We start from the raw sequence: 15,042 nt of genomic DNA on the forward strand, positions 1-15,042 counted from the left end.
GCCCATGAAACGACTCGAAGGTAAGAGCGCGCTGATCACCGGATCGGCGCGCGGCATCGGTCGCGCCTTTGCCCAGGCGTATATCGCCGAAGGCGCTACGGTAGCCATCGCCGACATCAACCTGCAACGCGCCCAGGCCACCGCCGCTGAGCTGGGCCCACAGGCGTATGCCGTCGCGATGGACGTCACCGACCAGGCCTCCATCGACGCCGCGATTGCCGCCGTGGTGGCCCATGCCGGCAAGCTCGACATCCTGATCAATAACGCCGCTCTGTTTGACCTGGCGCCCATCGTCGACATTACCCGCGACAGCTATGAGCGCCTGTTCTCGATCAACGTCGCCGGCACGCTGTTCACCCTGCAGGCCGCCGCCCGGCAGATGATCAGCCAGGGCCACGGCGGCAAGATCATCAACATGGCCAGCCAGGCCGGGCGGCGGGGCGAGCCGTTGGTGGCGATCTATTGTGCGACCAAGGCGGCCGTGATCAGCCTCACGCAATCGGCGGGGCTGAATCTGATCAAACAGGGCATCAACGTCAACGCCATTGCACCCGGCGTGGTGGACGGCGAGCATTGGGATGGCGTGGACGCGCTGTTTGCCCAGCATGAAGGGTTGGCGCCGGGCGAGAAGAAGAAGCGGGTAGGGGCCGAGGTGCCGTTCGGGCGGATGGGCACTGCGGAGGATTTGACCGGGATGGCTATCTTCCTGGCTTCCAAAGAGGCCGACTATGTAGTCGCCCAAACCTACAACGTCGATGGCGGCAACTGGATGAACTAGCGCCTTGCACCAATCAAAAATGTGGGAGCGGGCTTGCTCGCGAATGCGGTGGGTCAGCTAATCCATCCGGTGACTGACACACTGCTTTCGCGAGCAAGCCCGCTCCCACATTTGATCTTCATTGTTGGTGATATCGAGTCAGTCAGCAAAACTGCGATCAAAAAAATACACTTCCCCAGGCTTCAGGTTCTCCACCGTCGCCTGGGGCCTGCCGCCTTCGCCATTCTTCTTGCGCCCCGTCTCACGCAAATACCCTGCCTCAGTCAGCTTCAACAAACGCTGGCGAATACTGGTCTTCAACACCGGCCGCGCCAGCACCAGCGAGAAGATCGTGGTCGCTTGCGGCGCGCTAAATTCGTTGCCCAAAAACATCAACGGCAAGTTGCTGTACAGCGACTTGGACAACAGCCGCTCCTGCACGGCGGCGACGATCAGGTTGTGATCGAACGGCAGCTTGATACTGCCGTCGGCCACTGCATTCAGCGAAAACCAGGCCTGATGCTCACCCAACGCCACGTCATCGGCCACGATCGCCAGGTAGTAGGTGGACGACGACCAGCAGCGCGGGTCGCGAAACGCATCGCCCACCGTGCCGACTTGCTCGCTCCAGGCCAGATCAAAGCCGACCTTGTCACTGGCCCGCAAGCGCTCCACGGCGTCCTTGAGGCTCAGATCTTGCACGCCGCCATTGACCACCACGCCCGGTAACGCCCAATGCCCGGCAAACGGCTCGGCTTCGCGCTTGTTCAGCAGCAGCTTCAATTCCCCGGAGGCGCGGCAGTAGAACAACACGCACAGGTCGACGGTGTGGAGGTAGGCGCTAAGTGGCATGTGACATCCTTCTGAACAGCGGTGGCGCACAGTCTAACGGATCGAACAGCGATGTCATGTACTTGCTCCAGCATAGATAACTAAATGTTTCTTGCAATGAAAGTACATGACGTGTACTTTTGTTTCCAGGCCACCGGAGAATCACCATGACCCTCGTGAAAACTGCCATTGCTTCATTTGACGTCGACGCCCAGAAGAGCTTCACGCCGCTGTGCCCCGACGAATTGCCGGTGGTGGGCGGTGACCAGATCGGTGCCGAACTCAACTACATGGCCAGCCTCGCCGGCCACCGTGTCGGCAGCAAAGACGCGCACGCCCCGCACGCCCCATGGGTGGTCACGCAACACAGTGAGATGCTGCAACCCACCGGCCTGGCCCACGCCGATGTCACCTGGGTCAGCCACTGTGTGCCGGGCACCGAGGGTTTTACGCTGCTGGACGAATTGCCCACGCCGTATGACTACGACTACTTCATCTGGAAAGGCGTCGAGCCCGATCTGCACCCCTACGGTGCCTGCTACCACGACCTGCACGACAAGCTGTCGACCGGCGTCATCGAATATTTGAACGCTCAAGGCGTGCGCCGCGTGATCGTCGGTGGCCTGGCCCTGGATTACTGCGTCAAGACCACCGCGTTGCAACTGCTCAAGGCTGGCCTGGAGGTGGTCGTGCACTTGCCGGCCTGCCGAGGTATCAGCGAGGAGGGCGGCGTACAGGCGGTGAATGAGTTGCTCAAGGCCGGTGCTGTCATCAGCAGCACCCGCGAAGAACTGGCCGCGATGGCCACGCGCTAAGGAGAAACACCATGGAAAGTGCCTACGACTACGAATCCCCGGTAATCCAGGGCTTGCTCGACACCGATATGTACACCCATGAGAGTGCCCAAAAATTGACATAAAAAAACTATAAATAACAATAATTTAGAGTTCTTAGCAGCTGTCCATCTTTTTCCAAGAAAATGGACATGGCAGGTAAGATCTCAACATTGATAGGGGAGAATCGTGGTTCCTGACAAGCCACGTCTCTGAGTAAATCCAGTCGTTGATGGCCCTTTTGGATCTAACTCGATCCTATTGCCAGAAAGCGTGATCTCTGGGAGGAGGCTGACGCGAGTACCGATCCACAATGCAAGATTCTCAGTTAGCTAATTGCCCAAGTTGATGCATTCACCGCACCAGCCTTAACCTTTAAGCGTCCGATGCCACAACCGACGCAACGTCGATTCAGGCATCCCTAGATGTCTCGCAGCCTCACTCTGGCTTAGTCCTCTTGCCTTCATCTCATGAACGGCCAACCATTTCCTCTGAGCCTCTAACTCTCGAGGCGAATTCATGGCCTTTGGTTCGGTCGGAAGGGAGGTATCTGCTAGCCCTAGGGCCTCAACCTCAGCCAAACAAGCCAGAAGAGCTTCGCGCACCGAGCGCTTCTCGTGAGATGCGATAGCAAGTGCCAGCAAGGTAATTGGCTCAACTTCAAGAGCTGTGGCTATTTGGGTACTCATATCAACAGTGGCAGAGCTTTTGCCAAGCTCTAGTACGCTGATGTGCGATTGCGTGACGGATCCCGAAATATCTCTCTGAGAGAGTCCTTTCTGAGAACGAAGCAGCTGAACTACTGCTGCATAAGATTTGCGCAGCGACATTTCACTATCCCGATAAAAGGAGACGGTATGTCGCATTTGCCTGCCGCCACACAAACATATATATTTGTCTAAGTGGCGGCATCATGCCCTAGCAGCTAATTATTGGATATTGACGGAGAGGGTTTGGGCGGTGGATGGGATCATCAAAGACGGTCTGCTAGGTGATCCTGGGATCGGTTTAAAGGGCTCTGAGCTCCCCCTCGGCGAAGCCCTCGCGTTGGCCAGAAAGCGCTACAAATGGATGCCCCTCTGCGTCGTCGAAGAATGGATCATTCTCGACGCCATCGTCACCGACGCCGAACGAGCCAAGGTAATCGCTGCCGGTTGCCAGCCAATGTTTATGTTTGCCCACAAGGTCGTTGATGACGAGCAGAGGCGTTTCGAGCCAGGCCATTGGGTGCGCTCCAGTATGGGTACTGCGTTCAACGACGGCTTTCTGTTCGAAACTCGGAATTCCGTCTACGTCCTTCTCGGGCCGGGACATCGCAAATCAGCAACCATCAAAGAGATCTTCTCTCTATTTTGAATTAACCAACCGGGCTGCTTTGCGTCCGCAGAAAACTGAGGCCCCTGATGTTCAGAACCGAAGACTCAGACGCTATTGGCGTTCCGGGATTGTTTGGCGAAGGCTTGATGCACTGGCAGGGAGTGTCACGGGTGCTCAGATCGCATTGGTATCACCTAACCGTCCGAATCACCGAGCAGGGTCGAAGCACTGAGTTCACGCGAATGATCGAAGGTGAGCAAAGACTGCAGCAAATACTTGTGCAGCAGGGTGCAGGAGCAGTGATAGTCGACGTGCAAGTAGTCACCCCTCCTTGGATGAATAACTGCGATGGCTGGCGTATGGGTCGTGTCGTTAAGGTGACTGTCGGTGATGATAACGACTTTGAAGTCAGTCTTATCGAGTTGGACAGTGGGGCTGTTTACCACAACTCACACCGCCCAGGTTTTCAAATCCAGTCACTAAAGAACTGCAGGCCAATTTTTCTCGAAACCATGATTCGATCAGCCTGAAATTTACCAAGAGTTCCGCACGATACCAGCACCTCTGGTTGCGTGGGAAATTCCTGATAACGCTATATGGACTGCCCATTGGAGCGCAAAGATGCTCGACACCATTGATGTCAATTTCCACGGAAAACGCCATACAGATTTCGACCTCTTGCGAATCATAAAAGCGCAAGAGCAGGGCTTCGACTTACCGGTTACCGCGTACCTATGTGGTGTATCCATAAGGGCGCGCGCAGGCATCGGTGTGGTTTTTGGCCACAAGCGGAAAGACCAATATGGGCGATTTGGTGACGGCCACTTGATCCGTACTTCTGATGTTCTGAAAGTCGAACGTGAAGGGCGATTTTGGGTGATGACGACGGAGAACTCGCGGTACGTACTGGCAACGTTTCAGAGGGGCAATGGGCGAGCCTCCCTGCGTGATTATCTGCGAGTCTCAAAGGGGCAGCACCATTTCACTCCGCGCGTGTTGCAGTGATATTCTGGAGTCCAATGCGGTGCAAAGGGTCTGAATTTCTTAGTCGCTGCCACTGGCTCGTTCTTCGTAAAGTCTACGGTCTTATGTCAGGTTTTGCGGTTGAGCAGGTTATCGAGGAACGTGGCGCTTAGTGCCTCCGTCCAATCTATCGGCATGAGATCGATCCAACTTAGTGCTTGAAGAAGGATCACTAACCCCAAACCGTACGCATTTGCATGGGCTGGCTCCACGCACAGCGGCGTACCGAACTTAGCGTCGTAAAAGAGGGACGATTGGATACCGTCTGCCCCCATGTATACAGTAGGAGTCGCGATGTGATCATTACCCAGAATCATCAAATCAGGCGCGTGCTCACCCTGGACGTTGTGAACTGAAATGTCCGGTGAGTATATGCGTGCAAAAACTGCACAAAAGGGCTGGTTTTTGAGTGGAGGGTAAGTGCGAGGCCAATCTCTGACCCTACCGTTGTAGATCGGCCCATCCACCTGATACTCAGGGTTGGTACGACCTCGACGTGTGAGCAGCAATTTCTTTACCGCTTCGGCTTGGCTGATCGCCTTTGCCAATACCGCTGAATCCGAGATCGAGTGCTTGCATTCGATGTAGGCGTACACCGCGTCAACAGGGATTTGTTCTTTTACCGGATACTGGCGGCTCATACCGGAGCGCAGGGTGGGGCTGGACATCTTGTCGTAAATGATGAGGTCATCCCCGGCCTTTTCGCCATTTTCGCCTACAACAAAACCCCGGCACACGCCGTACTTGGCTGGCAGAATATCCTCCAGCAAAGCGCATATGGCGACCTCGAATTCATCACCAAGGTCAAAGTTGTAGATCGCCTCGATGTCCTGCAGCCTCGCTTCGACTTTCCTGGCCAACCTCTCGATGTATCCACCGTATGAGCTCATTGATCCTCCTCCAGTTGCTCGATGTTTGTAGGCCTCTATGACATTAATCCTCCTGGCTAAAACAGGGTCTTGCAAGTCAGGACATGCTGCGGATTAGGCGGCTCGGGCTGTCGTGATCTCTGCTTTAGAAGCTTGACGTTGCAATTGTGGTGGTAATCTACGCCTTTATATCGAAGAGGCGGCGCCCGGATTCCTGGCACGCTCTAAGCCTGCAGGGAGCTCTTAGCTAGTGGATTCGCGACCAACCAACCCTCATTCTCAACCACCTCAGATTGACTCATCAGCTGACAACGTCACCTTGGAGACTGGCCGTAGCCTGCAGTCCACCATGCGTGGCTTTTTCAACTGGCTCACCAATGCCATCCTAGACGTCGTTGGATTTCAACAAACCTCTGCTTGGAATGCGGGTCGTCTGGTCGGTACCGAAGAGGGAAAAAGCAAAGGCTTGGAGGAGGGCTTCTCTCAGGGGCATGCCCAAGGACTGGACGACGGAAAGCTAATTGTTGAGTTGCGTCCTGGCACACCTACGATTCCCGCTTCACCGGGCATCAAGGAACCTGCACTATTCAAGGACTGGAGATTTGCAATCACTCCAGAAATGGCTGCTGAGATCCGGCAGGATGTGAAGCAATATCTTCCTGATCAACCTCCTTCTGAAGATCAGTGGAAGATGATCTTGTCCACCACTCCGACCACCTCTGTAGTTGCGGGCGCTGGTAGTGGTAAGTCGACAACCATGGTGTTGCGGCTGATCGTTCTATACCACTACCTCAAAATTGATTTGTCGGGTCTGACGGTTGTCACTTTCACAAAAGAATCCAAGCTGGATTTCGCGAAGAAAGTCCGCGAGGTTTTTGACCTTTGGGGTTATGAAGTCAGCGAGAAGAAGTCACTTGAGATTGTCCGCACGTTCCATTCCCGCATTCTGTCCTTCGCCAAAAGCATCGATGGTCTAAGTGATGTAAAGGCTTTCGAGTTTCTAGACAACAAGCCAGGTGAGGACGAAAAGGACGGTTCGATGCTGAATGTCAAGCTGGGCGAAACCCAGCTCGATCTGATGAACGCGACATACCATGAGCTCTACGAAAGCAACACGGAGTTTCGCTCTCTGATGGGAGAACTCTATCAACGCTCACTATTGCTAGCTGAGATGGATAAAGACCATCCAGACGTTCTGGAGCGCCAGGATAAGGCCTGGCAAATGGCGAATATCGATGATGCGTTGTGCGCTCAACTTGAAGGTCTTTGGGAAGCTGCCGGTTATTGGCCAATTGATGGGATAGAGCCTGCACGGAAGACCGTCCGACTGCTTGGGAAAAACTTCCGTGTGAACGGATATATTCCCGATTTCGATACCTACGTGATACTAGGGGTCGACGATACCGAACCAAATGAAATTAAGCTTGATCACCAATATGGTTGGTTCATGCGTAAGCACGTGCGCGACAAGCGGACGCTGTTTCAAGCGTTTTGCAGTCCCCGGGTTGTTTATCTGAACAGTTATGTCGATGCATCGCGGTCGGTTGACGCCCTCAAAGGTCGGATAAATGGATGCCCGAAATTCCAGTACAAGGTCAAGGGAGAGATTAGCTCCAGTTATATTTTGGAGGCATTTTTTTTCAATGCATCCTTCATCGAAAACCTGGGCCTGGACGCCATTGAGGCGGTCAAAAATATGACCTTGTACAAGGGCGAGCCCGACACGCCATTTTTCCATGCGATGAGTATTTACTGGGCCGCGTTCAACGAGCGACTGCTGCAGATGAGTCCGCCGGTAATGACGTTCAACAGTATGTTTGCGATGTTCAGCGAACGTGGTCAGCAAAATTTTAAGGCAGTACCGGACAGCGTACTTCGCCCCATGACCACGCTGCTCATCGACGAATTCCAAGATGTTGGGGCGAACACAATCTCTTGGGTCAGGGCGACCTTCAAGGAAATCGAACTACGCGGGTTGGCCGCTAAAACCTTGGGTGCGCCAGCTTATGCCTCGGTGATGGCGGTGGGGGACGATTGGCAAAGCATCTATGGATGGCGTGGCAGCTCTCCACGTTTTCTGATGGAGTTCGGCAAGGAGTTTAGGTCGCCGAAGCAGACACAGGTGTTCATGCAGGAAAACCATCGATCACATCAAATGGTTGTTGATGCGGCGGAAGCAATAGTCAACCAGACACCAGGTTTTGACAACAAGCACGGTGTTGCGGTCAACAAGCGTGTGATCGGCAACCAGGTACCGGTAGAGGTTCGAGAGCTTGACTGGGAGCACCTAGTCCAGATGGCCGAACACCATTACGACGCTGGCAACTCGATCCTTATTCTTTACCGTAAACGCGACACCAAAAAAGATGCCAAAGCAAAACTAAGCGTCGTCATTGAGAGAGCTCGTGAAGACAAGCGAGACAAGGCCGTCAAGTTTCTGACCTACCACTCCTCGAAGGGCTTGCAGGCTGACGCCGTCTTTTTGCTGGGGGATTGCGAGGTCACCACGTCATCGCCTTCGAGAAACGATTTCTATGCCCAGGCCGGTATGGCGAATCCGGGCGAGCCCTGCGGTTACGACAGGGCACAGCAGCAGGAGGCGCTGCGAACAGCCTACGTCGCCATCACTCGGGCCGTCACCTACTGCTATTGGTATGTTTCCTGGGACGAAAAGGTACCTGCGTCGGAGAAGGCAAGTCGTTATATCAAGGGGGATCAGGCCTATTGGAATGTTGTGACGCCTCGTCCTGCACCACCTTCAGATGGGATCAAACGCAAAGTAGTCAAGGGACGCTAGCTAGGGCCCTTGTTCGTTACATCTAATATCTGCAGGCGACGTGCGGGAATACAGAAAGGCGCAGTGGCTACGCGTTCAGGAGGTTTGAGCTATATACTCTTGCAGCTACCGCACAGCCTTGCTGGCTTTGATTTCAAATCGGCGCTCCACTTCTGCGTCACTTAGCTTAAGCGCATCATCGCCGAGCCACATGGCAAGTTTCTCGCGCTTCTGGCTCATTGTGAGGGCATCGAGGTTCGGAATGTAGCCGTTATTGGCTTCCATGCCCCGCTGCAGCTCGTAGAAGGTCTTGATCAGAGACTTTGGATGAATCTCGCCCCTTGGGCAGAAGCGATTTGTCAGCTTGCCGACCGTGTGGTTAAACGCCCGCAACTGAGACGTCGTGGTGATCTGGCAGAAGTAGGCTGCCCAGCCAAGACGTTTGCCTTTGAAGATGCAGCCAGTGATCCGGAGATTCAGCTTCCATTGGCAGTAGGCGAGGGCGCGTTCCTCGTCAGCAGGGCGTCGAGCCGCCGCCAGTTTATGCCGGTATGCCGTGAAAATTTTAGCGATGGATGACTCGATGGCGCAAGGAAGGCTTGCGTGTTGAAACATACCTGCATACAGCTGATACCTAAAATACGGGGCAGTGACGGTGTTCAACCGAACCCACCGCACTTATCCGTACCCAGGGGGTTACCAGGGAAATTGGGTATACCCTTGATGCTAGTCAGGATGGAACCGCCAGCAGCAACAGCCGGCAGCTCTCACAGGTCTTCCGTGCAGGTTAGAAAGGAGAGGGGTCACCGTCGAGAAGCAGCGAGAGGTCAGCTATTTTTTTCCCCAACGTCGCTTTCAGCGTTGCTCTCAGCTTCTTGTCCACCTCTTTATGCAGTCGAATCTTTTCTATGGCCAATGCGATTATGAATTCCATTGCCGCTTCGCCGCGCTCATGCGAGTAGCCCTTCGCCACGCGCAGAATGATGTCCGCCATCGCTGCGCTGTAGATCTCGTGAGCACTGTAATCCAGCTCTGTGGGAAGCGCCGCTCTGAGAAATGCCGACTGGATGATTCCGTCGTCATACCTGGAGAACACATCCGGCGACAGCAGCACCTGCTGTAACTCACCAGACTCCAGTCGTTTCGCGTCCTTGATTTTTGCCCCTTCACGGGCGTTCTGCAAAATCCAAAGGATGGTCAAGAAGATGTCTACAGTCGAAGCCTTTTTGACATCCTCCTTCCCGTTCACGAACGCGAAGCCATCAGTAAGCTTCATCTCTTCATTCGTGAAACTGCTTGGCCAGAATGCCTGGGACGATAGGCCGGATGCTTCCTCGGCAGCCAACTGATCAGCGCGGTGTTTGATCAGCAGCAAGCTCTCATCACCAAAGGCGACCAGCTTGTTGATTATGTCTTTCTCTTTGGCCCAGTGATTACTGCACACAGCGCTGCCGGCGGGAATCTCCATGAAGGCCTTGAAAACGTACCGGCGCTCACCCTTCGGTGGTTGCGTCAGATTGGAGCTCAGGTCTTTCATCAGCTCGTAGGTTCGACCGAAGAGGGCTCCGACGATGTAGAGGCGAGTTCCTGATTTCTGGGCGCTTCGCAGCCGTCTACTGACTCTCTGCAGAATAGTCCCACGCTCTGCTGCAGCTGCAACCACAATAACTGATCCATGAAGCTCTTCGTCTTGGTTGAAGTCTTCTTCGCTGATCTTGGTGCAGGTCAGGCCTCTTTCAGTCAGATATTCCAAAGCTTCCGTCGCGAGTTTCTCACTCGCCGAGTCTCTATCATGGATGATCAGCTTGGTCGACGCGGGTGACTCTTGGTCGAGGCATTTTTTGAACCAGGTCTTGAAACCGTCAGTCTCGACCAGTTTTTCCTTGTCTACGTGTACTGTGCGCCGTCTTTCTCCTCCTTGGATGGGCGTTACACAGCTGAAAAGCCCCTTGCCTATGAAGGAGTCAAACTTCACCTGAAGGTCATCCGGCAGATGATCCATGCTGATGTTTAACAGCCTTGTTTCAGTGTGTTCTGCGATAAAGCGCTCGCCGTGAATCCGGATGGTCTGTCGTGCTTCCGAAGTTTCGGACTCAGCGAGCATTTCGAAATCCTGAGGACGTTCCAGAGTATGGACAATAGTGCAGCTTTCAGACTTCTTGGAGAACGACAAAACCGTAGCGACTCGAGATGGTGGAGCGCTGTTGACTCGAATCCACTGGTCGGCCAACCCACACGTAGATGAGGCAGAGATCAGGCAAAGGGCAGCATTGGCGCCAGGCAAACGCCCATCCTTCAGCCCCTCGTGCGAATGGAAAGATCTGATGGTCTGGATAGTAGGTTTTCCAAACCGGGCCTGATAAAGCTGCATTGAAAGGGCTATGGGCAAGAAAGCCATAGTGTCGAGGTAGATCGTGTCGGGCTCACCCAACGTGCTTGTAGCAGCTTGTTTGAGCATCTTCAGCGAAGCAAATGCAAGAAAGTGGGCGTGCAGTGTCTCGGAGAGAAGATTTTCAGCCCGAATGAAATAATTTGCGGAACGTGACGAGGGCTTCGAAAAAAGAAAGCCAGCCGGGGCTTTGGTCAACACTGAGGTGCACTTGACCAGTTTCTCCATGCCGGCCCTGACGATTTTCGCGGTGCCGTTCTGTAGCAGTTTGGAAATATTTTTCGGGGCACCAGAAATATTCTGGTATTTGGTGATGCTGCCGTGGCCATCGTGATACGCAAATCCATAGCTCAGCGAAGAGTTTGTATTCCGACGCTGCAAGGCGCTAGATAATGGAGAGGCTTTATCTTGGCACTGCTTCTGAATCTGCTCCTCAAAACACTGCGGTATGAGGAAGATTAAGTGATCTGGCAGGATGTAGCCGGGTAGGCGCTTCTGCAGCGCATCCGTCACCTGGATATCGGTGATGGCATCAGGGCCTGTGAAGAACACCACAACCTGTGCGGGCTCAGCCTCAGATGAAGCCGCGAGAGATACTTCGAAATCGTAAAGATCGGACATGTCAGTTCACCGGGATGCAGATGGTGAAGACAGTCCCTTCAGCGGCTTCGAGCTCACCACCACCGCTCCATTTTTTGGGGTGATACGCCACCTCGCCTTCGTGCCCTTGAAACGCTTGTGAGAGGCAAAGTCTGCCTGTGCGTAACCGAACATAGGCTTGAAGCTTGTTGAAAGCCTGAACGGCGTTATGCAGACCCATACCCGATTCCTTCGACGGCTTGGTGGTGACGTGTTTTTTGAAGCAGTCGAGGGTAGCTTGAAGCTCCTCATCAAGTGACAGCTTGTCCAACAACTCAAGCGGTGCACCTTCATTTTTCGAAAGCCAACGTCTTGCGAGGCCAGGGCCGCTGTCGATGATCGATAGCTCTAGAAAGTCGAGCGCATCGACATCTTTGACCATGTGCCTGATGACGAAACGCGCAAATTCGGGCTCAGTGTGGGAGTAATTCTTGATCTCCATTTTGCTGATGCGACTTGCTTTGACTGTCATGCCACGCAAGCCCTTTTTGTATTTGACCCCCATCAAATCGCATGACGCATGTTCGTCAGCGTTCGATATCAGCTCTTCAAGGACAGTGCCCAAGGCGCTAAGGCCACTGCGCATCAACGCATTGCGCTCATGCCTGGTGTGCATGACTGATGACAAGTCTTCGATCAAGGTGGAGAAGGTTGGCCACTTATGGACTTCAGGTTCTCCTCCCCCGTAGTAGAAGGGCTTGATGTACTCCATCTGCGCGTGGTTGATACTGAAGAGGTTAATCACCTTGGGGCGAGCCCCTTTGCCCCCCGAGGTGTGTTTCAGATCACTTTCGAACATTGCTTCAATCATTGGTCGAATGACAGTCAATGCTGCACGGCGATCAATCGGATCATGATTTTCCGACACAATGTCTGAGCTCATTACCAGCGCGGCTAAACCTGCCGCCGTTTTGGCAAGCTGCGAAACTTGATCTAGGGCGTTTTCAGTGTCTGCGTAGAGGTGCAACGTGCTTTTGCTCTGGGCTTTTGCCCAGGTGATCACGAGTTGCGCAAGAGATGCGTCGACCCCCAGAAGTCCCCCATGACTCATAGATACAGGTAACCGTAATTGCCGTTCTGTGAAACACAGAGGGTAGAGCTCCTCTATGTCATACGTATTCATGCTTCGAGTGATTTTCATCAGCACCTCTGACATTCCATCGATTGGGTGCTGAGCCACGCTAGAAGCAAGGAGCACGGGGAGCTGTCACCAGCCGAAATTTCCACTCACGTAAACAGGCAGGGAATGAAACGTATTCGGAGGGCAGGGACAGCAACTTTACGTAACCATGCGGCTGCTTGGAAGGTGGCGGGTGCAAAAATGCCGGTATTCGAGCGACTGCTCCAAAGCAATCACGATGAATGAAGATCCTTGGCACTTAAATGACCGGACGATAGGCCGGAGTTTGCGAGCTGGCGCATCGACTGACGTTGCCACCGGCTATACCGAGGCAGGGAGTGCAGGAGGGGCTATACCCGAGAAGAAAAGGCTATAGCGGAGCGATCATGATTACAGTGCTTCGATCAGCCCCGAAGGCCCATTGCAACTGAAGCGTCATTCTGTAGAGGGGCAGAAAGGGAGCGCGGGCGAGCCGCATGTTGCAGCTCCCGGTGGCCCATTTTTGAGCTGAGCGAGTGGTCAGCTTCCCCGATTGAAGGGAAGCACCACGCCACTGTCGCCCGATTTGATGGCTGGATCGCCGCTGACCATAGACTTCAGCTTCGCCAGATGGAAGACCGAAGCTTTACCGGACAGATAACGCTCCGGCAGGCCCGCTAGCTTTTCAATATCGTTTGCAGCCAAACCGATATAGCTCGATACCGACTCAATCGGCATAACTCCAGAAGACGACAGCAACTCGATGGTACGCTTCAGTAGCCGAGGTTGTTCAGGGGCGCGCGCATCATCACCTGGCTCGGATTTAGCTCCCCACCTGGCTGACCTGCGCTTGAACAATACGAGCTTTGCATCCGCGTCGATAATCTTGAGAGCCTCGAGACGCATGATCATGGCCGCGACCGACACGCCCCAGCGCTGTTTGAGCAGCAGTAGGCTGTCCAGTGTTACCGGAGTCCTCACATCGGCAGCAAACGTTTCTGCCGGCAGCAGGAAAGCCCCGGCGAACCGATGAGCCTGCGACTCCATCAGCTTGTAGCGTTCAGGGTCGGTTGAGCGGTCTATGCCCTTGTGAAGGATGAGATGGCCGAGCTCATGCGCCAGGTCAAATCGACTGCGAAAGCCATTCCCTTTATCGGCCGACAAGAGAATCAATGGCCGTTGAAGTTCGTGACTCCATGCTGAAAGGCCTTCGATTGGCGCGATACCGGTTTCTTCTCGCACCACGATAATGCCCGCACCCTCTACAGCTAGTGCCAAATCAGGAATTGCCCGGCGGCCAAGACTCCAGAGGTCTCTGCATTCACTGGCAGCTTCCTCGATGTCGGAGTTGGCGATTTGCTGAGGATCGGTGAACGACCTCACTGGCAGATTTACGTCCGGAAAATCCACGAATTCGTTCATCGCCAGCACGATATCCTGCGTCCATTCTAGCCGTGCTTCCAGCATTGCCCTCGCAGAGACGTGCGCGGACGCGTTGCTCCGGAAAAGAGGCAACGAGCCCTTCTTTGGAAGAGGGCGGGTGAACCATTCAGGGCTGACATTGATGACCTTGGAGAGACTGTCTAGCGCCTCCGCCTCGGGTGCCTGCTGTCCCGACTTCCACTTGCTGATGGTCGCGGGTGACACGCCGACCATTGCAGCGAGCTGTACTTGCGAAAGCGCGCGGGCAGCCAATGCTTGAATCAATCGACCTGGCTGGAAATCTGTGATGCCCCGGCTCATGTTTCTTCCTGTCCTCCAAGCTCGATAATGCCTGGTTTAAGTTTTACTGTTGCGTTGTCGGCTTGTTTCGGCGCTGCTTCATAGCGATCTAGGAACTGGCTCAAAGGTTCCCGAAACAGCCATCCGTCCATCTTCGGATTGGGCACAGCGATGTAAACCTGCAGTGGTTTTTCAGGATGGTGATGCAGTGAACCACTGAAGCGTGCGACGAAGAAAAATGCCCCCGAGGTCACATCCTGAGGCCCAAAAAGGGACGGCTGTACCAGTTGGCTCATGGCTTCGTTCGATTCGGCGAGTTCACGTCGGATGATGCTACGAGTGGGTCGATTCCAGTTCGTCGTGTTCATGTTCAAGCGCGCGAATTTAAACATTCCAGCCAGACCCACTATCACGCGGTTGCCTTGGGGGGAGATCAATTCAGCGTTGGATGCCTCCAACAAGTCGCTGAAGCGCTCGTTCATCAGGATGTGCCGCATGTGCCCAAGAGCAGTTTTGCGCTGCTTACTCACCTCCTTCGTCACCCCGAAAGCTTGTAGCGCACCGGCAGCAACGGCGTCTTCGACACCCATCACAAGGTCGCGCGGAACGTTGGCGATTAGCAAAGCGGCGATGGCGTCTGGGTTTGGGGTCATTTAGTCATGCTCAGGTTTCGGTTGGCGAGATTATATACCTGAAAAATTTCGTGTGTGTAGGTTTTTAATGGATTTACATGCTGTGAAGCGCCTTAACATCGGTTTTGCTCATGCCTTGGCTGAAGGGCATAGAT

13 protein-coding genes are annotated in these 15,042 nt (G+C 54.1%); 6 read left to right on the forward strand and 7 right to left on the reverse strand.

Annotated elements, in window-relative coordinates; genetic code table 11:
• Nucleotides 1-4 precede the first annotated feature (4 nt).
• Entirely contained in the window at nt 5-778 is a 774-nt protein-coding gene (locus AACU78_RS02400) for an L-iditol 2-dehydrogenase (RefSeq protein WP_106579639.1), read from the forward strand.
• Nucleotides 779-916: 138 nt separating this feature from the next.
• On the opposite strand, the gene AACU78_RS02405 is transcribed toward AACU78_RS02400, so the two are convergent.
• Nucleotides 917-1,609 (reverse strand): NUDIX hydrolase, encoded by a 693-nt coding sequence (locus tag AACU78_RS02405; RefSeq protein WP_106579640.1) that lies wholly within the window; start codon nt 1,607-1,609, stop codon nt 917-919.
• A 146-nt stretch (nt 1,610-1,755) separates the two neighbouring features.
• Between AACU78_RS02405 and AACU78_RS02410 the strand changes: the two genes are divergently transcribed.
• The 4 genes from AACU78_RS02410 (at nt 1,756) to AACU78_RS02430 (ending at nt 4,743) form a co-directional block, all read left to right on the forward strand.
• The gene (locus AACU78_RS02410) at nt 1,756-2,403 is read left to right on the forward strand and encodes a nicotinamidase (RefSeq protein ID WP_106579641.1); all 648 of its coding nucleotides are present in this window, start codon (nt 1,756-1,758) and stop codon (nt 2,401-2,403) included.
• Nucleotides 2,404-3,381: 978 nt separating this feature from the next.
• Entirely contained in the window at nt 3,382-3,777 is a 396-nt protein-coding gene (locus AACU78_RS02420; RefSeq protein ID WP_106579643.1) for a DUF6957 family protein, read from the forward strand.
• Nucleotides 3,778-3,824: 47 nt separating this feature from the next.
• Nucleotides 3,825-4,268, forward strand: a complete 444-nt coding sequence (locus AACU78_RS02425) for a hypothetical protein (RefSeq protein WP_106579644.1) — start codon at nt 3,825-3,827, stop codon at nt 4,266-4,268.
• 91 nt (nt 4,269-4,359) lie between these two features.
• On the forward strand, nt 4,360-4,743 hold the full coding sequence (locus tag AACU78_RS02430) for a hypothetical protein (protein ID WP_106579645.1): 384 nt from the start codon (nt 4,360-4,362) through the stop codon (nt 4,741-4,743).
• Between the two features lie 86 nt (nt 4,744-4,829).
• Here AACU78_RS02430 and AACU78_RS02435 read toward each other — a convergent pair whose 3' ends face one another.
• Nucleotides 4,830-5,651 (reverse strand): DUF6602 domain-containing protein, encoded by an 822-nt coding sequence (locus tag AACU78_RS02435; protein WP_106579646.1) that lies wholly within the window; start codon nt 5,649-5,651, stop codon nt 4,830-4,832.
• Nucleotides 5,652-5,979: 328 nt separating this feature from the next.
• Here AACU78_RS02435 and AACU78_RS02440 point away from each other — a divergent pair, with 328 nt between their 5' ends.
• Nucleotides 5,980-8,427, forward strand: a complete 2,448-nt coding sequence (locus AACU78_RS02440) for a UvrD-helicase domain-containing protein (RefSeq protein ID WP_106579647.1) — start codon at nt 5,980-5,982, stop codon at nt 8,425-8,427.
• Between the two features lie 105 nt (nt 8,428-8,532).
• On the opposite strand, the gene AACU78_RS02445 is transcribed toward AACU78_RS02440, so the two are convergent.
• The 5 genes from AACU78_RS02445 to AACU78_RS02465 all read right to left on the reverse strand — a co-directional run bounded on the left by AACU78_RS02445 (nt 8,533) and on the right by AACU78_RS02465 (nt 14,908).
• Nucleotides 8,533-9,069, reverse strand: coding sequence for a hypothetical protein (locus AACU78_RS02445; RefSeq protein WP_256587024.1), 537 nt, complete (start codon nt 9,067-9,069; stop codon nt 8,533-8,535).
• Between the two features lie 124 nt (nt 9,070-9,193).
• Complete coding sequence (locus tag AACU78_RS02450) at nt 9,194-11,416, reverse strand: hypothetical protein (protein WP_106579648.1); 2,223 nt, start codon at nt 11,414-11,416, stop codon at nt 9,194-9,196.
• Nucleotide 11,417: 1 nt separating this feature from the next.
• Entirely contained in the window at nt 11,418-12,575 is a 1,158-nt protein-coding gene (locus AACU78_RS02455) for an ATP-binding protein (RefSeq protein ID WP_106579768.1), read from the reverse strand.
• 498 nt (nt 12,576-13,073) lie between these two features.
• Nucleotides 13,074-14,276 (reverse strand): XRE family transcriptional regulator, encoded by a 1,203-nt coding sequence (locus tag AACU78_RS02460; RefSeq protein ID WP_106579649.1) that lies wholly within the window; start codon nt 14,274-14,276, stop codon nt 13,074-13,076.
• Nucleotides 14,273-14,908 (reverse strand): hypothetical protein, encoded by a 636-nt coding sequence (locus AACU78_RS02465; protein ID WP_106579650.1) that lies wholly within the window; start codon nt 14,906-14,908, stop codon nt 14,273-14,275. Before AACU78_RS02465 ends, AACU78_RS02460 begins: the two co-directional genes overlap by 4 nt.
• Nucleotides 14,909-15,042 lie beyond the last annotated feature (134 nt).

Origin of the sequence: Pseudomonas sp. R9.37 (assembly GCF_963878885.1) — a bacterium.
Taxonomy (GTDB): Bacteria; Pseudomonadota; Gammaproteobacteria; order Pseudomonadales; family Pseudomonadaceae; genus Aquipseudomonas.